The 16,835-nt window shown below is 46.5% G+C and carries 15 protein-coding genes; 6 read left to right on the top strand and 9 right to left on the bottom strand.

Annotation, left to right across the window (positions count from 1 at the left end; all coding sequences use genetic code 11):
* Positions 1 to 597 precede the first annotated feature (597 nt).
* Positions 598 to 1,362, top strand: coding sequence for an ABC transporter ATP-binding protein (locus tag QUB30_RS26600; RefSeq protein ID WP_333339798.1), 765 nt, complete (start codon positions 598 to 600; stop codon positions 1,360 to 1,362).
* Positions 1,363 to 3,074: 1,712 nt separating this feature from the next.
* Here the strand turns inward: QUB30_RS26600 and QUB30_RS26595 are convergent.
* Positions 3,075 to 3,524, bottom strand: a complete 450-nt coding sequence (locus QUB30_RS26595) for a BamA/TamA family outer membrane protein (protein WP_333339795.1) — start codon at positions 3,522 to 3,524, stop codon at positions 3,075 to 3,077.
* A 106-nt stretch (positions 3,525 to 3,630) separates the two neighbouring features.
* On the opposite strand from QUB30_RS26595, the gene QUB30_RS26590 reads away from it, so the two are divergent.
* Positions 3,631 to 4,098: a hypothetical protein gene (locus tag QUB30_RS26590; RefSeq protein WP_333339793.1), complete on the top strand. Its 468-nt coding sequence runs from the start codon at positions 3,631 to 3,633 to the stop codon at positions 4,096 to 4,098.
* 333 nt (positions 4,099 to 4,431) lie between these two features.
* Here the strand turns inward: QUB30_RS26590 and QUB30_RS26585 are convergent, their stop codons facing one another.
* From QUB30_RS26585 to QUB30_RS26565, 5 genes are all read right to left on the bottom strand, one after another.
* Positions 4,432 to 5,217 (bottom strand): PspA/IM30 family protein, encoded by a 786-nt coding sequence (locus QUB30_RS26585; protein WP_333339790.1) that lies wholly within the window; start codon positions 5,215 to 5,217, stop codon positions 4,432 to 4,434.
* A gap of 199 nt (positions 5,218 to 5,416) precedes the next feature.
* Complete coding sequence (locus QUB30_RS26580) at positions 5,417 to 6,613, bottom strand: RNA-guided endonuclease TnpB family protein (protein WP_333339787.1); 1,197 nt, start codon at positions 6,611 to 6,613, stop codon at positions 5,417 to 5,419.
* Between the two features lie 237 nt (positions 6,614 to 6,850).
* Entirely contained in the window at positions 6,851 to 7,555 is a 705-nt protein-coding gene (locus QUB30_RS26575) for a PspA/IM30 family protein (protein ID WP_333244726.1), read from the bottom strand.
* Between the two features lie 268 nt (positions 7,556 to 7,823).
* On the bottom strand, positions 7,824 to 9,059 hold the full coding sequence (locus QUB30_RS26570) for an SPOR domain-containing protein (protein WP_333339784.1): 1,236 nt from the start codon (positions 9,057 to 9,059) through the stop codon (positions 7,824 to 7,826).
* Positions 9,060 to 9,119: 60 nt separating this feature from the next.
* Positions 9,120 to 10,334, bottom strand: a complete 1,215-nt coding sequence (locus QUB30_RS26565; RefSeq protein WP_333339782.1) for a transposase — start codon at positions 10,332 to 10,334, stop codon at positions 9,120 to 9,122.
* Between the two features lie 581 nt (positions 10,335 to 10,915).
* Between QUB30_RS26565 and QUB30_RS26560 the strand changes: the two genes are divergently transcribed.
* A complete protein-coding gene (locus QUB30_RS26560) occupies positions 10,916 to 11,218 on the top strand; it encodes a hypothetical protein (protein WP_333339779.1) in 303 nt (100 codons plus the stop codon).
* 222 nt (positions 11,219 to 11,440) lie between these two features.
* On the opposite strand, the gene menB is transcribed toward QUB30_RS26560, so the two are convergent.
* Together menB and QUB30_RS26550 are read right to left on the bottom strand one after the other, a co-directional pair.
* On the bottom strand, positions 11,441 to 12,274 hold the full coding sequence (gene menB / locus QUB30_RS26555; RefSeq protein ID WP_333339776.1) for a 1,4-dihydroxy-2-naphthoyl-CoA synthase: 834 nt from the start codon (positions 12,272 to 12,274) through the stop codon (positions 11,441 to 11,443).
* Between the two features lie 304 nt (positions 12,275 to 12,578).
* Entirely contained in the window at positions 12,579 to 13,175 is a 597-nt protein-coding gene (locus tag QUB30_RS26550; protein ID WP_333339774.1) for a TerB family tellurite resistance protein, read from the bottom strand.
* 79 nt (positions 13,176 to 13,254) lie between these two features.
* Here QUB30_RS26550 and tadA point away from each other — a divergent pair, with 79 nt between their 5' ends.
* From tadA to QUB30_RS26535, 3 genes are all read left to right on the top strand, one after another.
* On the top strand, positions 13,255 to 13,755 hold the full coding sequence (tadA, locus tag QUB30_RS26545) for a tRNA adenosine(34) deaminase TadA (RefSeq protein ID WP_333339771.1): 501 nt from the start codon (positions 13,255 to 13,257) through the stop codon (positions 13,753 to 13,755).
* 283 nt (positions 13,756 to 14,038) lie between these two features.
* The gene (locus tag QUB30_RS26540) at positions 14,039 to 14,767 is read left to right on the top strand and encodes a lysophospholipid acyltransferase family protein (protein ID WP_333339769.1); all 729 of its coding nucleotides are present in this window, start codon (positions 14,039 to 14,041) and stop codon (positions 14,765 to 14,767) included.
* Positions 14,768 to 14,873: 106 nt separating this feature from the next.
* Positions 14,874 to 15,242, top strand: a complete 369-nt coding sequence (locus QUB30_RS26535) for a hypothetical protein (protein ID WP_333339766.1) — start codon at positions 14,874 to 14,876, stop codon at positions 15,240 to 15,242.
* Positions 15,243 to 16,120: 878 nt separating this feature from the next.
* On the opposite strand, the gene QUB30_RS26530 is transcribed toward QUB30_RS26535, so the two are convergent.
* On the bottom strand, positions 16,121 to 16,672 hold the full coding sequence (locus QUB30_RS26530; RefSeq protein WP_333339763.1) for a Uma2 family endonuclease: 552 nt from the start codon (positions 16,670 to 16,672) through the stop codon (positions 16,121 to 16,123).
* Positions 16,673 to 16,835 lie beyond the last annotated feature (163 nt).

The following is a 16,835-nucleotide window of genomic DNA, read 5'->3' as shown; positions in this document are numbered from 1 at the left end:
GCTATTCCACCCAAGCTCTGTCAACGTGGTGAAGAAGAGCCTCAAACCTTTGAAAATTGGTGGCTGGCGATCGTTAAATATTTCTTGTTTAACAGTTGATGACCAATAAACTGGGTTTATTGGTCATCGCTAACCGGTAGGATGACGTAAAGCCGATCGATCGTACCTTGACAGGGGCTACTATAAGCACCCTACAGAGAGAGTCGGTGTATAAATAGTATGGATTTTTTGGCGCTGCTCAATCAAACAAAGTATGATTTTGCCTGTAGGGGTAATTCTAAGTGCTTACACCGTCAGCGGTGGGGAAATCACGGGAGGATTGCTCCTACAAATTTCATACCCAATTGAGCAACGCCGATTTTTTTTTCCACTCCAACTTTACCTCCAGGTCGGTGTCAAAGTATTCACTATGACTTGAATATAAAGCTTCTGTTTATTAGAACTCTCCACAAAAGCCTGTAAAGGGCAGGCAGGATGCCTACCCCACAAGAATTATTGGAGAGGTCTATTAGCGTCGCAACAGTCGTCACTCCTACCACGAAAACAGATGGGAAGTGTTAGCTTAGTAGTTAGTTGTGTCGATCGCACAGAAAAAAAATGCCTGAACTACAAACCGATACATACCAAGACTTCGACCCGCAAGTCCTCTCAAAGCCCGTTGTTGTCGGTCTGGAAGAGGTAACAAAAGTTTACGGGATTGGCGACCTCGAAGTTCGCGCCTTAAACGGCGTCAGCTTGACCGTAAGACAAGGAGAATATTGCTCGATTATGGGCGCATCGGGTTCTGGCAAATCTACAGCTATGAATATTATCGGCTGTCTCGATCGACCTACGAGCGGCAGTTACTACTTAGACGGCGTAGATGTCGCCCAAATGCCCGAAGGAGAATTAGCCGGAATTCGCAATTTAAAATTGGGGTTTGTATTCCAACAATTTCACCTGTTGCCTCAATTGACAGCATTAGAAAATGTCATGTTACCGATGGTTTATGCCGGCATTCCCGCATCAGAAAGACGCGAACGGGGAGTAGATGCTTTAACGAAAGTAGGCCTGGAAAGTCGGCTGCAAAACAGACCGAATCAACTATCAGGAGGACAGCAGCAGCGGGTGGCCATCGCCAGGGCTATCGTCAACCGTCCCGTGTTGTTGCTTGCAGATGAACCGACTGGTGCATTGGATACAAAAACTACTCAAGAAGTAATGGATATTTTTACAGAATTCAACGAAAGCGGCATGACCGTTGTTATGGTAACGCACGAACCGGAAGTAGCGCGCCAAACTCGCCGTGTTGTCTGGTTCCGCGACGGTAAAGTTATTCACAATAATCTCAATCCCGAAGAGCTTTCACACGCTGTATTTTAGTATAAGAGTCGGCGAAAAGCCGGGGATTTTAATCGCTTCTTGGCAAACTTTCGTCGGGTGCATCTCAATGAAAGCAAATCTATGAAAAAAGGGCTAAAATGAAGGCGTTGCACACTTATATTATGATACAGGAAGGTAGGGGTACAGTTTTATGTTTGAGAGAGTAAACAACCAACCTCACCGAGAGGTTTAACATTTCAACTGATTTGGAGTAACATAAAGTTTTTCTATTGTATTCGAGCTATATCGTGTCTCAATGTGGTATTTTATTTTTCGCTCCGTGTCATATATGTTTTATTTATTATATGGTCAGCATCCTCAATAAACTGGGGATCAACCACATAGCCATCTGTTACATAAAAAAACACTGCCACCCTTTAACAATCTGCCATAAGGGTTTAAATGTTTCTGCATTTCGGGAACAAATTACAATAGCGATAATCCCTGCTATTGCTTTGTTGACCAATCTCCACCGCCAAATGCAAGTTTTTTTTTTACCGACTACCGTCTGTAATTCATCTATCTGAGCTATTTCGGAAATTTCATAATAATCTGGTTGATGCTCAAAAGCGCAAAACCGGGATGCTCCCGGGATGAGTTTCATGATTGAAGCTAGGAATCCAAATTCGTAAGTCTCCCTTGTAGGTTTTAAAATTTGTGTCTCGCAGAGCCACCTTCAGAAAAGTCGTAATTTTTACGGCAATACGGCTGTGAGCGGGGGAACCTCCTGAGATAGTGACAATCTATCCGTTACAATATTCGTGGTCTTCTTCGGCTGTTTCCTCGATCGCCCAGTATTCATCTGGAGTAAAGCGAGTCTTTGTCCCCTCTGGAAAATTGGGTCGGTTGGTTTGAGTTATAACCGCGATCGCACCTCCTCAATAATTAGACCTTAAATAATTAAGGCTTACAGCTAGATAGTTTTCCTAACCCAGAGGCGTTTTCCTGGAGTCTCTTCAAGTTCCATAAATAACTCTCCATCCCTTTGTCAGATTCTTCTTCACAACGGCTAAATTCTAGCTTTTCTTTTACCTTTAACACTTAACTGCTTGGTAATCGATGTATAATAATGCAAAGCAAACAGCAGATTAATTACAAAAAATACCAAAGTTAAAACAAAGAGAAAAAAAGACGAAAAAGATAGCCTTGAAGTCATCGCAAACATTGCGAAAATGATTGAGCAAAGCCCAAAACCTGAAGCAAAAGAACTTAAAAGCAGCCACCGCAGCTTAGACATAGTTTAATTTAAAGATTATCAGTAATACCAATTTAATGTGAAGTTGCACAGATCTCGATCCCCCTAAATCCCCCTTCTTAAGGGGGACGAAAGATCGGAATCTTGTCCCCCCCTTATTAAGGGGGGCGCCAGGGTGATCGGATTCTACGGGGCATCATAAAAAATTGGTATAAAAAGCACTCTTGGCAGCTACAGAGGAGTGCCAAATGATACTTATTACTATATAGCGGAATTGCTCAGTTCCGCCAAAGGCAAAACGACTGCTTTCCTAAAAAGGTTGCAATTCTACAGAAATAGGACTTACGCCAGGAATCATTTTTTACACTATCTGTAGTGGTAAGGTGCGCAGTGCGCACCCTACAAGTAGAGTCTGTCGGCAAGTCCTGAGAAAAAGACAGCCCGCACTCTTGTAAACACCTGTTGCTTGACTTAATCAGTCCTGGACGCAAAAACCCGGTTTCTTGAAGTAATTTGGTCATATACGCTCGATCGCGACAACGATCGACCGGGTTTTTTTGGGAAGCGTGCGTCCACGACTGTTAATATCAATCAAAGGAATTCCCCAGCCCGAGGGAGCATTCCACCTCTCCCCGTACTGCCACCGCAGGCTTAATCCCGCTGACAGCAAAGTATTGGCTTCCACAGCCGCCCTTCCCCCGCTATTTGTCGAAACATTGCCAAAATCCACAAACGGCGTCACCTGAAAATGCCCTTGTTTGTCGCCGATGCGCAAAATCGGATACCGCAACTCGGCTGAACCAAAAATCCCGCTATCCGCCAGCAAAGCATCCTGAGGGTAGCCCCGCACTGTCTGCAAGCCGCTCAAACCAAATTGTTCGATCGGCGGCAAAAGCTCACCTCCAGCCAACGGCAGTACAGCATCTAATTTTTGCTTGCTAAGTAGGTAGGCGGGATGAAACCGCATAATGCAACACTATGCAAACAGGTTTAAGTCACCCAGTGGAGAGCATTTGGAGACTTTGCCCTCGTTTACATAGTGGCGTTTTTTCGCGCCGACTTACTTAAAGACGGTGCTGCCAAATACTTCAAATCGATCGACTTTTATCGTACCTGGAATGTTAGCAATTCTGCTGGCTGTGCCGGCGCGGGAACAGCAGGCGGCAAAAGCTGTTGGGCTGGAGGTAGGGACGTTGGGGGCGCTGGCTATGGGAGGGCAGGCGGATTTGGCAGCAGCGGGTTGGGAATCGGAAATTCTTGTCTGTTTTCTCCTCGGTTCGGCAATTGAGCGAGAGTTTCTAGGGCCTGATTTTGGGTCGAGCGATCGAACTCCAGGATGCTGTGTTCTTGCTCTTTACTGTCTCTATCTAATTCTGAACCCGAGTATAAATCACGAAGCCGATCGCGATCGTCTGCTGTTTCTTGATTTAGTTTTAATTGAGACGGTAAATTATCATGCAAAATTGGCGCTTGCACCCCTGAGTCGGCAGCAACCATCGACTCCCCAACACTTAGAGCTGATAGCAGTGCGGGGCAAATAGCTGCAATTGAAAAACCAAGTGCTAATGCCTTGAAAAACTTGATTTTACAAAAGCCTCTAGAAGATTGCACGGGCATGACAGATTAGCAATATTTTATAGTTATTTGCACTTATGCTCGGGCGCGGCCGGCGCAATTGCAAGGAATAAAGTTACTCTATCACTTTTTAAAGACTTCATTTCTTAAATCAACATAAAGATAGTTGACAAAACTAAAGTTTTGTGTATTTAACGATTACCGAAAAAAACTCCGACCTCCCAAGCTAGCCCTGTAGGTCGGCGGAGCATTCTATCAAACCTGCGATCTCAGAAATAGGTAAATTTTGATAGAGATTACTACATTTTATTGAGCTGCGATCGCAATTCTTCCAACTCAGCGTCAATCACCGGACTCGACTCTGAGCTACTAGCTGCGGCCGTTTTACCAGAAGCCGGCAATTGACCTTGAGACACAGAGCCCCCGGTCAGTTGAGCTTTCATCTGAGCCAACTCGTCGTCAACATCGCCGCCGCTTTCGAGCAAGCGGAACTGTTCCTCTAAATTGCTGCCGCCGGCAGCCAATTCTGCCGAAGCTCCCGCGCGAGCTTCAATCTGCAAAACTTTTTCTTCCATGCGATCGAAAGCCGCCATTGAACTGCCAGTATTCAAGGTGCCAATGGTATTGTTGAGCTGTTCCTGAGCCTTAGCAGCGGATATCCTCGCTTTGAGCATATCCTTCTTAGTCTTAGCTTCGGAAATTTTGCTCTCCAAACCGATCAAGTTGCGCTTGAGACTTTCCACCTGAGCCGATTGCTGATCCAGACTGGCTTTGAGGGTAGCCGCCGTTTCAGCGTGAGACTTTTTGCGAACTAGCGCTTCCCGGGCCAAAGTCTCGTCTCCTTTTTGCAGGGCTAGCTGAGCGCGCTGCTGCCACTGGTTAGACTGAGATTCAGCTTGATTGTACTGAGTCTGGGTGCGCTTTTGAGTGGCGATCGCGCTGGCAACGGCCTGACGCAACTGCACCAAGTCTTCCTGCATATCCGTAACGGACTGTTCTAAAATCTTTTCCGGGTCTTCAGCTTTATTGACCAGATCGTTAAGATTGGCTTTGACGACTCGGCTAATGCGGTCAAATAATCCCATAATGCTATTTTTCCTGGGTGAGGTGTACGAAGTAGGCGGAAAGCAGGCTTGATAGCCCTAGCCCGCAGTTGTGAAATTCACTGTTGTCAGATTTTTAGTGCGATTTAGTTTTTGGCAATTTTTGCAGACAGATAAATCCAGTTTAAAGCGATCGAGTAATGTGATGCAGGCAAGCTTATTCATGCACATATCTAGTAAACTACCCGACACTCATGCTTTGCATAGAGTGCGGGCTTTCAGTAGCCCTCAAGACAACTTCCTGCAAAGAGCAGGACATTATCTCGGAACCTCCGGGCAGGTTTACCATCTGCCCCAAAGTAGCAATATTTCTTGCTCCATTCACATCGGCATCGCCAATCCATCCGCATCGCTCATTCAGGCACTCAAACCGCTTACCTTGGCGATTGCCAATCACCTTGCAACAGTGACAAGTTTTCGAGGTATAGCGCGGATCAACCAGTCTTACATCAACGCCAAATTTCACGCCTTTATAGGTCAGGAATTGGCGCAACTGGTAGAACGCCCAACTATTGCTGCGTCTCCGTTCTGTTTTAGACCGTGGCAGTTCATTGGTACGCTCTCTGATTCCGGTCAAGTCTTCCAGGGTAATAGCCTGATTTGATGTCTTGGCTTGCTGGATCAGTCGATAGCTGATGGTATGGTTCAGCCATGTCTGGAATCTCCGTTCTCGTCCACTCAACCGTTGCAAAATCTGTCTCGCCCTTCTACGAGTAGACCTTGTGCCTTTGGACGCTTTACGCTGTAACGAAGCCCGTACACGGTTATATCTGTCTCTGGCTTGTGTTACCTGTTTGCCACAGAATTTCTCTCCAGCAGATGTACAAGCAATGTCTGTGCGTCCCAAATCAACACCCAAGACATCATCAGTCTTTTGTTTCTCTGGTGGCTCAGACTCAAGCTGAATGTTCAGATAAAAGCTGCCATCGTTGCGCTTTACCAAAGTTGCCGTTTTGGGGTCTTGTCCTTGCAGCAAGTGTTTTTGGTAATTACCAATGTGCAGCTTAAACTTTTCTCTGCCCTTGAGCATGGTCAAGCTGACCAACCAATCCGATTCGCGGAAGGTGAAAGTTCTCGCGTCGTAAGTGGCAGAAGTGGGGGCAAACTTCTTAACGGGCTTAACCTTTTGCTTTGCCGTTTTGCGATTAGCGCAAACTCTACGAATTGCGTGAATCGTCATTTGAGCAGACAGCCCAGAATGCGATCGCGCTTCCTTGTAAATCAAGGACTGAACAGCAATCTGATTCGTCAGCTTTTCGGGTGTATGGGTGTTCACGTACTCACAGCATTTTGCAAAGGCAGTCAGTACCGCATTCAGCTTTTCAACCTGCTGCTGCGATACTTCCAATTTGCAAGAGACTGTAAGAAATCGGGACATTTTCAAACAGTGAAGTTTTTCTGTTGTTATTGTAGCGTTTTGGCAGCTTTCGGGGTATCGAACCCCTCAATCTGCCGCGCATTCCTCCCGACACTCACCTTTCAAGAGTGCGGGACTCCTGCTATTCTAGTTGAGTTTAACTTCGATCCGGGAATTCCCCAACAGGCTTCGAGCCATCTCTAGCTAGGCTGTTGAGAAGTTTTTGCTCGTCCCGACTCTTGTTCTCTTGCCTGGGGTTCAGGATGCGGGCGGCTCGCCCGACGGCAATTTGGGTGTATTGTTGCCCGGAAGCATTTGTGCTTTCATCGCCGCCAACTCGGTATCCACATCGTCGGCACCTTCGAGAGAGAGAAACTTCTTTTCTAAATCGTTAGTTCCGAGTTCTGCGATTGCTTCGGAGCGAGCTTCTAGCTGCATGACTTTCTCTTCCATCCGTTCAAACGCGCTCAAAGCGCTGCCGGTACTGAGATTGCCCATCATTTCTTGCAGCCTTTCCGACGACGCAGCCGATCGAGCTCGGGCAATGTACATATCTTTTTTAGATTTTGCCTCGGAAATTTTACTTTCGAGCGCCCGCATATTTTCTTTAAGTTTAGTCACAACAGCCGATTGCTGATCCAGACTGGCTTTCATCGCCGTTGCCGTTTCTTGATAAGATTTCTTGCGTGTCAGAGCTTCCCGCGCCAAATTTTCTTCGCCTTTTTGCAAAGCTAACTGCGCCCGCTGATACCATTCTGCTGCTGTAGACTCAGCTTGGGAACACTGGCGTTCGGTGCGTTTTTGAGCCGCAATCGCTCCTGCCACAGCTTGTCTGAGCTGCACTAAATCTTCCTGCATATCCATTACAGCCTGTTCCAGAATTTTTTCTGGGTCTTCTGCTGCCCCGACCAAACTGTTAATATTGGCTCGAATCACTCGCCAAAGGCGATCGAATAATCCCATTTGCCAGTCTCCCGATTTTCAACTTTAGAATTAAGACAGAGAATTCAGAATTAAAAACTAAAAATGAAAACTCATCAATCGTCTTTTTAATTTTTAATTTTGAAAATTTAATTTTTTCTAAGTTAGAGCGTCATGATTATCTTTAGGATGGGTAGGGCGCGAGCGTTACCCATCAAAACTGAGCAAATGTTGGGTGAAGCGAAACGGAGGGTTCGTGCCCCGGGCCCAACCTACTCCCCGATCATCAGTTTAATTCTCTTTGCCTAATTTAGGGCTGATAGTATTGTGGCTTCACCCCTTTTGCTTGGAGTTCTTTCACCAAACGTTCTGCTGAGGCAGCATCGTTCAAAGCCCCCATTTGGATCTTGACACCCTTTGAGAAGTTCCGCACGTAGGCATCGGGAACAGCCGTTCTGGCTTGCTGCAGCGATTTTTCGTCTGTGTAATCGGTGACAACGTAATAGAAACCGTCGGCAGCCCGTGCAGGCCTTCCCAGGGGAGATGCCGCAGCAGGCTGGGCTGGGGATGCTATCGCCGGGGATACTGTTGCCCGGGATGTGGCGGCAGGCTGGGCTGGGGATGGTGTTGGAGGCAGTGTCGGCAGTGTCGGGACAGGCTGGGTGGCGCTAGGGCTGGGACTGGGAAGCAAAGCCGTACTCAGATTGTTGAGTCCTTGTTCCCTGCCTCGGGCAGGGTTGCCGTCTTCTGTAGGAATCGGAATAGCCACGCCCGGGCCCGGAGGCGCTGCCGGATTTGGCGGGATTGATGCTTTTGGCGACGGGGAAGGAATCGGGCTGGCTGTCGGCTTGACGTTGCTGAGAGTGCTCAAATCTAGCTCGACAAATTCCTTGGATACCAGATTTGGAGCTTTCGGCAGTTCCTTGGTGCTGGTATCTGAGATGGCAGTAGATGCGGGACTGTCGCTTGGAGAGGGTGAGGTGCGATCGAGCAAACGGTTCAGGCCGGCCATCTTAACCAGACTTGACGGGTGCATGACTGCGTAGCCCAAAGCTGTGCACGACAGCAAAAACAGCAGCATCGAACTCAGTCCCAAGGGAGTTAACAAACTGGCTGCTAAACTGCGTTCTACCGTAGGCTCGGCTTTTGACTCGTCCAAACTTTCGATCAGTTTTTCGCTTGATTCGAGATAATTGTTGGGTGCGAAGGCACTGCTAGATAATTTTGTGCCACCCCTGGTAGTTGCTAGCGGGGCATCGCCCTGGGTGCCGGCAAGGGATAGGGGTAGCGACAGGGGATGCTGGGTTTCCTCCGCAGTCTCCGGCGGCAAATTTTGGGTTAGCTGTTGCTCGGTTGTGGCTGTTTGCTTGCCGGTACGAACTGATGGGGATACCCACTGTTCGGCGCGCCGCCTGTGCCTTCTGTATGTTGTCAGTTCTGCTTCTAGGTTTACATCCAGACTCCCCAGGACTGCTTGCAAAGCAGGCTTGATTGGGGTTGAAGAGGATTGATGATTTGGGGATTCAACCGAAGAACGCTTACTCATTAGCAAAACTCCTACCGCCTCTAAATTGATTTTAATGTTTTGATTTTGACATTCCCGTGCCTAAAGGCGTGGGGATTCTTGCTTCGCAGGGATTCCAATGAATTTACCCTCCGCAAGCATCTTGACCGTATGCCCTACGGCTGCAAGTCCTCGCATGAGAACTACTTGTGCGGCTGCGACATCTCTGTCGGTTGTATAGCCGCAATTGTGACACGAGTGAGCTCTTTGTGATAACTCTTTTTTGCCTGTTGCATTAAGGCAATTGGGGCAGATTTGGCTAGTCTTTTTTGCGTCTACTTTTTGGAAATATACACCGCGCTTAAAGCAAGTTTGCTCCAATATGTTGAAGAATTGCCCAAACCCAGCATCTAAGCCTTGCTTACTTAACATCCCCGCTTTGAGTCCTACGAGATTAAGGTCTTCGACAAACACCATACCCGCGTCATCACAAATTTGATGTGACAACTTGCGATGCCAATCTTTTCGGCAGTTTGCAACGTATTCATGCAGCAAAGCGACTTTTTGCTGAGCCTTTTTCCAATTATTTGACCCGATTCTTTTTCGCGTAACGCGCTGTTGCAGCAATTTAAGCTTGCGTTCTGCGTCAGCAAACAACCTCGTTCTTTTAATTAAAATCCCGTTAGAAGTTGCTATAAAATTAGTCAACCCTACATCAATTCCTACGGGATTGCCGTGAGGAATGATATCGGGAATTGACACATCCCATTGCAAAGTCAACATTATGTACCAGCCGCTAGACCGCCTAACTACGCGAGCTTGTTTGACGATTGCGCCCTGGGGGATGGGACGCGACTGCCAAAATTTTATCGAGCCAATTACAGGCAATTTAAAGCAGTTGCCTTGATGGAAAGTTGTACCCAACTGCGGGAAACTGAAAGACCTCAACGCTCCCTGTTTTTTAAACCGAGGAAACCCGTGATGAATCTCCCACATACTGACGAAAGCTTTTTCCAATCTCCGCAGCGTTTGTTGCAGTACCTGAGCGTTTACTCGTTGCAGTGCGGGGCTGGTCTTCCTGTATGCTGTTAAAGCCTTGCACTGGCTTGAATATGTCGGTCTAGGCGTGTCAGCCGACATAATATACTCGGAGTGGATGGAGCAAGAGTTTATTTGACATTTGCGTGAGTTGTACCAGTCTTTTCGCTCTTTTAAGGCATAGTTGTACACCTGGCGGCACTGTTCTAACCAATGTTCAAAAACTTCTATCTGTGTCGCTGTGGGCTTCAACTTAAATTCAAAGGTCAAATTAAACACTTGCTTCACCTCCTTATTGACTTAGTATACAGCAGCTCTACGAATCGTCAAAGGATTTCTTAGAACCCCTTAAAGTCGCTCCCCGATCGGCGAGCCTCTCAACCCAAAATTTTGGTAGATATAGACAAGAAGCTGGACAACTTGCCTATTTTATGATTAGCTACTTTTGGTGTCAATGCAATAGGTGCCCGATCGCCTACTGTCGATCGCCAGTAGCTATCTTTTTATTTTAATTTTAAAACTTAATTGTTGTTGTGTCCCGGATGCTGCTTACCAAAACCCTCAGCAATTTTTTGTATCCGGAGCTACCACTTATTTATAATTTCTCATACTCGTTACGCAGTTGTACTTTTTCTTGATCCCTGGCCCTTTATAAACTTTTAACCTGTGTTTTTACCTATACACTGAGCAAGGACTGAGCTAATTGTTTCTATATATAACGAGATTATAAATAAATTATAAAATTAAATTATGCTCCGGGGATCGCTACAACCCAGACAGAATAAAGGCTGGGATGCTCTAAAGCCTGCTAGCTCTGCAAAGGAGAATTAGAGATGAAAATGATTTCCCTAAGAACTTTTATGCAAACCCCCTTAACTTCACCTTTAACTTCAGCTTGTCGTCACTGCCGTCACTATACCCCTGAGGGGAGACGCGGGGGTGTTTGCGCTCTACTAGGCGGGCCGGTTCAAGGTCACTGGAAAGCTTGTGCTTTAGCGGTTTCGCCTTTTGGGGGCTCTTGGGAAAACATAGAAGAAATTGGACTGTGGCAAGAACCGACTCTGACGCTGCAGGATGCGGCAGTCGCTCTTTCCGAGCGCAATGCCTGCCAGCTTACAGGCACAACATTAACAGAAAAATCGGCAGCAGCAGTATCGGTCTAGTTAGTCCGCAGCAGGACAGCTAATACCATTTTCGATTTTCGATTGGGGAATCACTGAGGAATATCACGGTTTGGATCTGGCAAAGCAGTTTCATTGTTTTTGGGAACTGGCATCAATACTGACACTTTTGGACGATAGGGTGCATTTGGCTTTACTAACTCATAACAATCAGCAGCATCTACTTTAATATGAGTACATAAAAAAAATAATTTCTCCTTCCAGCTATGGCAGCCAAGGATATTGACTAAAATCAGGTTGCCGTTTTTCCAAAAAGGCTTGTTTGCCTTCTGCGCCTTCCTGGGTCATATAGTACAGCAAAGTGGCATTTCCCGCCAGTTCTTGCAAACCGGCTTGACCGTCGCAGTCAGCATTAAAAGCTGATTTCAAACAGCGAATCGCGATCGGACTTTTTTCTAAAATTTCCTTAGCCCACTGAATGCCTTCTAGTTCGAGTTGTTCGACGGGCACGACGCAGTTGACTAAACCCATTTCTAGGGCTTGCTGTGCGCTGTACTGGCGGCATAAAAACCAAATTTCTCTGGCTTTTTTCTGGCCGACAACTCTGGCGAGATAGCTAGCTCCGAAACCACCGTCGAAACTGCCGACTTTTGGGCCGGTCTGTCCGAAAATAGCATTGTCAGCAGCGATCGTCAAGTCGCAAATTAAATGCAGAACGTGACCGCCTCCTATTGCGTAGCCTGCAACTAAAGCAATTACAACTTTGGGCATCGATCGAATCAACTTCTGCAAGTCGAGCACGTTCAAGCGGGGTATGCCACCTTCGTCTACATATCCGGCGGCACCCCGCACGCTTTGGTCGCCACCGGCGCAAAAGGCGTATTTGCCGTCTGTATGAGGCCCGGCACCGGTGAAAAGGACAACGCCGATTTTTGTGTCTTCGCGGGCATCAGTAAAGGCATCGCACAGTTCCTGCACGGTTTTGGGACGGAAAGCGTTCCGTTTGTGAGGTCGATTGATGGTAATTTTGGCGGTGCCGCCGCTTTTGTGATAGAGAATGTCTTCGTAGGTTTTGGCGGTTTGCCATTCAATTTGCATAATCAATCAATTTTAGATTTGAGACCGAGCTGGGTCTATCAAGGCAGCGACAAGTCGCTTTTAGATTTTAGATGGATTCGGTTCAATGGGATACAAGGGTCGATCGACTCTTGCCAAAAATAATAAAGCCGGACTTAGGCAGAAACCCGGTTTTTCACCAAAATACGCGCTGCAGCGCTCTTGGTATGGGTTAAACAACCCGGTTTTTGAGGCTCTCTGCGTGCAAGTCCCCTCTAAAATGGAAAAAGCGTCAAATCCTGGGACTCCTCACTCTTTTACTGCAACAGAATTTATACGGGCTGGATTATTGGCGCAGTAAAAGAGCCAAAAGGTGCTTTGCTGCTTTGGCAAATACCGGATCGGCGGACTCGAATTCGCTGGGAGCAAGTAAAGCTTGAACTTCGGCAAAAGCTTCTAAGTCCAGGGTTCCTTCTTTAGTAAATAAACAGTCTATGACTCCAATGTGTCTGGAGTCGAGGCCGAGCCGATTTCCGATCGACTGTAAGTACATTTGCTCCCGGAGATCGATGTGTCCGTCTACTGCTGACATTTCGTAGCCGGAACCGATGAGCAACAGTTTTTCTGATTCTGAGAACAAAGCTGTCAGGGTTAGCAATTCCGTGGGGTTGAAGTAAACCTGCTGTTTGGAGACTCCTTTGACAAGGCGCTGAATTAGTTCTATCCGATCGCGGTCGCCGCTGGCAAAGGCTTTGAGAGTCTTTTGCAGCCGTTCTTCTTCTTCAACTGCGATCGTCCTGTCAATAATCATCACTCCGCGCAGGATGGAAATCAGAGCAGTCAGAAACACTACCAAAGGAGTGATATCTTGTTCGCGGAGCTTTTGCCGGCTAATGCGGCACAACAGCTCAACAACTTCAGTGCTGATGGCGGTGGTGTCCATAATTAAAAATGACTCTCTATTAAGCTGTAAAGTAACTTTCTTTCTCGATCTTAAGTTTTTTCTGTTACGTAGGTATGACGTGAATTCTAAAACTGAGCCGTTGTCTATTAGTGATACTACTTATTTTATTCACAAACGCTGGATGACTAGGGCTGTGGAACTGGCACAAGCAGCCGGTGATGCTGGTGAAGTACCCGTGGGTGCTGCAATTGTTGACGGTACTGGCAAATTGATTGCCGAAGCGCAAAACCGGCGAGAGCGAGATTGCGATCCGACTGCTCACGCTGAAATCTTGGCTTTGCGGGTGGCCGGGCAAGTGTTGCAAGACTGGCATCTCAATCAATGCACGGTCTACGTAACGCTGGAACCTTGCCCGATGTGCGCTGGTGCTATAGTACAAGCTCGGATCGGTCTGCTGGTATACGGAGCAGATGACCCGAAAACAGGCGCGATTCGGACTGCGGCTAATATTCCAGATAGCGCGCATTCGTGTCACCGCTTAGAGGTGCTCGGCGGTATTATGGAGTCTGTTTGTCGCGATCGGTTGCTTTCTTGGTTTGAAGCGCGCCGGAAAAATTAACAGGTAAAATTTTTTACTCTCTTCTGGGCGATGTTTAATCGAACTTGACCATTTAACTGAAATAATAGATCCGTAATTGCCCGCTCAAGCTTTCGAGGCGGCTGGCTGCTGTGCGGTAGTGCTTGCCGGTTGCCTGAGGTTTTACCTGTTAGAGATTATCTCTTGCGGGCGCGATCGCTCGATCGTCACAATGCCAATAGCAAAAGTGTCCCGATCCAAAAACTAAAGATTTGTCCAACAACTTACTTTAGACTTTAGATCTCGATAAAGCAGCTTAATTGCTATGCCCCACACCGCCACGAGCGCCGTTGAGTTCAGTAAATCATCTCTAGTGAAGCCAATGCCTGCCAAGGTAGCATCTAATACCTCTCGCGTTTCTCCTTGGTTAACCTCCTTGCTCTATCCGCTAGGTCACTATGTTGTCCTACCGTTTCATTTTGGCAAGATCGAGATAACCGGACAGGAGCACTTGCCGAAAGACGGGCCTGTGATCTTAGCCCCTACGCACCGTTCCCGGTGGGATGCCCTGATGATGCCCTATTCAACCGGACAGATGGTAACTGGACGCGATTTGCGGTTTATGGTAACTGCTGATGAGGTGAAAGGACTGCAAGGTTGGTTCATCAGACATTTGGGAGGGTTTGCTGTGGATATCAAGCATCCAGCAATTAGCAGTCTCCGTTATGGGGTGGAATTGCTTCTCGACAAGCAAATGTTGGTTATTTTCCCCGAAGGCGGCATTTTTCAGGATGGCGAAGTTCACCCGATCAAGCCTGGATTGGCTCGTTTGGCAATACAAGCAGAGTTGAGCAAACCGGGTTTGGGGGTGAAAATTGTACCGATGAGTATCCGCTATCGCCCGCACATTCCTCGATGGGGTTCTCAGGTAAAAATTGCGATCGGTTCTCCGATTTCCGTGGCGGATTATGCCAATGGTGGTGGTGGTAAAAAAGAAGCACGATTTTTGACGGCAGAGCTCGAAATGGCTCTTAAAAATCTTGATGAAAGTTGACAAGAAGAAAGAAGGAAGAAGGAATTATGATATAATGTTTTCGGGTGCTGTGGAGAGTTGCGGCACTTATTTTGGTTGGTTGTGTCTGTATTAAAAGTCAGCATTAATGGATTGTGCTTTGAACTTTAAGCCGGGTCAAATTGTCAGTTTAGAATGTGGAGATGCGTGCCTGCATTCAGAGATGATCCAAGTGGTTGAGGCACGTCAAGTTGGTTGGGTTCGCCCTTTAATGTTAGTCGTATCGGTGTCGGCGAAGGATTCACCCGGTGAATACACTTTATCGGATTTGCGAGATGGTGCTGATTTGCTTTGGCCGCTGAGCTTGTTTCGGGCGGCTTTAGATACTGAGGTAATTTCACTGTTGACTGAGTTGCACTCTCTGGATGCTGAGAAAAAGGATGGTGCGATCGCTTCTCGGCAACTTAGAGATTTTGTCGATCGAGTGTGGGAAGCTTTTCCGACTGCTTTTCATTAGACCTCTCCAACAAACAAACTAGCAGCGTAATCGCTTCAATATTATAAGAGAATTTTCCCTAAAAAAAATGAGTCAACTTCGGGAACACATAGAAAGAAATACATCGCTCAGAAAGCACGAGGTTATTGGGTGTAGACTATGACGTACAGAATATTTTTAGTAGCAGTCAATTAGCACGTCAATATTTAGCCGGCTATGAAGATTATGGCAAATTTTTTTCAACAAATTGTCACCTCCTCTCACCAAAGTTGTTTAATCTTCCTCAGTTGGGAAAAACCCAGATCAAATACTGCTTTATAAGCAGTAAACCTCTCCAAACTAACCTTAAACCTCCAAGGGTTAGGGAAAAAATTGCTCTAAATTATCCGAGCAAAAGAATTAGCATATGAGGAAAAATAGTCAGACTCTATCGACCTTTATCAAGAACATCCTTCCTGGCTAAATATCATCGCTGCTACAATTTTGGAATTATTTAACGGTAGCGTTTCCCGATTTTTAGCAGATGGAACAGCAGATTTATGTTTAGGTGACTTAGAACCCCTTTTAAAATCTCACCGAGAGCGTTTATCAGGCTCATAAAAAAAGACATTCTACTGGTTAGCCAGTCAAAATGAAACTGTAGATATTTCACGACAACCTGCTGATAGTGAATTATCCCAATCAGAATTTTGGCAAGCCATACAATCCTTAGCCCGACGTAGCTTAGTAGAAAAAGTGTTAGTAGGAACGCGATCGATGTTTCTGCTCAATCCCGTATTCAAAGCATACATTCAGTGCAAGTTAAATCTTATATAAGCTATGGGTAATTTCACCCCATTGCAACGCAATTAAACCACAGAATTACTCTTTTCTATTCTCCAACGATCGCATAAAAGCATTCACCGGATCAAATTGATCCGCGATCCGCGAATAAAACTAGATCGCAAATCCAACTCTGGCAAAAGTTCGCTCTTGCTAACCAACTCATATCCCGTTGGACGCAAACAATAAACCGAAATTACCCCATCCTCCCAAAACCAAACCTCCTGCACTCCCACCAGACGATAGATTTCCAGCGTATCAATTCCACCACTCGTTACCGTTATTTCGATCGCCAAATCTGGAACCGACTTGCGCGTACCCAAACAGTAAGACTCATCTGGTTCTTTCAGTGCGCCCAATTCCTTCATCCCGATGGTTGTACTGCCGCGCCCGTAGAAACGAATATTTCTCATCCGCATATAAATTTCTAAAAGCTGGCCTAAAGTGTTTTTAGGTTCTTCGTGGGCCTCAGATAAAGGAGCCATAATTTCTAAACACCCATCCAAATAAGTTAAACGCGCCCCGGTTCCTGCCAAATCTGCATCCAACTTTTCCAGAGTCTCCCATGTCACGTTTGACAGGAAGGCCGCACCTGTACCCAATCCTGCTTTAGAAATTGCGACAACCATCTGACTTACCTTTTACGATCGCTTTTCCATAATATAGGACTTCAAAAATTTGGAATCTGTAGTCAACTGTTGACTGTTAGGCGATCAAAATATTTTTCCCCAAACAAAAAGCGCCCCTATTACTAGGAGCGCTGTTTGTCAATCAAAAGCTAAAACTTAGCCG

Source organism: Microcoleus sp. BROC3, from assembly GCF_036702515.1.
In the GTDB taxonomy this organism is placed as follows: Bacteria; Cyanobacteriota; Cyanobacteriia; order Cyanobacteriales; family Microcoleaceae; genus Microcoleus.
This window is presented reverse-complemented; position numbering and strand designations above follow the sequence as displayed.

What these genes read in the sequence shown, in the direction of transcription:
- QUB30_RS26600 (WP_333339798.1), top strand. Translation starts at nt 598, where the DNA reads ATGCCTGAACTACAAACCGATACATACCAAGACTTCGACCCGCAAGTC.
- QUB30_RS26595 (WP_333339795.1), bottom strand. Translation starts at nt 3,524, where the DNA reads ATGCGGTTTCATCCCGCCTACCTACTTAGCAAGCAAAAATTAGATGCT.
- QUB30_RS26585 (WP_333339790.1), bottom strand. Translation starts at nt 5,217, where the DNA reads ATGGGATTATTTGACCGCATTAGCCGAGTCGTCAAAGCCAATCTTAAC.
- QUB30_RS26580 (WP_333339787.1), bottom strand. Translation starts at nt 6,613, where the DNA reads ATGTCCCGATTTCTTACAGTCTCTTGCAAATTGGAAGTATCGCAGCAG.
- QUB30_RS26575 (WP_333244726.1), bottom strand. Translation starts at nt 7,555, where the DNA reads ATGGGATTATTCGATCGCCTTTGGCGAGTGATTCGAGCCAATATTAAC.
- QUB30_RS26570 (WP_333339784.1), bottom strand. Translation starts at nt 9,059, where the DNA reads ATGAGTAAGCGTTCTTCGGTTGAATCCCCAAATCATCAATCCTCTTCA.
- QUB30_RS26560 (WP_333339779.1), top strand. Translation starts at nt 10,916, where the DNA reads ATGCAAACCCCCTTAACTTCACCTTTAACTTCAGCTTGTCGTCACTGC.
- menB (WP_333339776.1), bottom strand. Translation starts at nt 12,274, where the DNA reads ATGCAAATTGAATGGCAAACCGCCAAAACCTACGAAGACATTCTCTAT.
- QUB30_RS26550 (WP_333339774.1), bottom strand. Translation starts at nt 13,175, where the DNA reads ATGGACACCACCGCCATCAGCACTGAAGTTGTTGAGCTGTTGTGCCGC.
- QUB30_RS26540 (WP_333339769.1), top strand. Translation starts at nt 14,039, where the DNA reads ATGCCCCACACCGCCACGAGCGCCGTTGAGTTCAGTAAATCATCTCTA.
- QUB30_RS26535 (WP_333339766.1), top strand. Translation starts at nt 14,874, where the DNA reads ATGGATTGTGCTTTGAACTTTAAGCCGGGTCAAATTGTCAGTTTAGAA.
- QUB30_RS26530 (WP_333339763.1), bottom strand. Translation starts at nt 16,672, where the DNA reads ATGGTTGTCGCAATTTCTAAAGCAGGATTGGGTACAGGTGCGGCCTTC.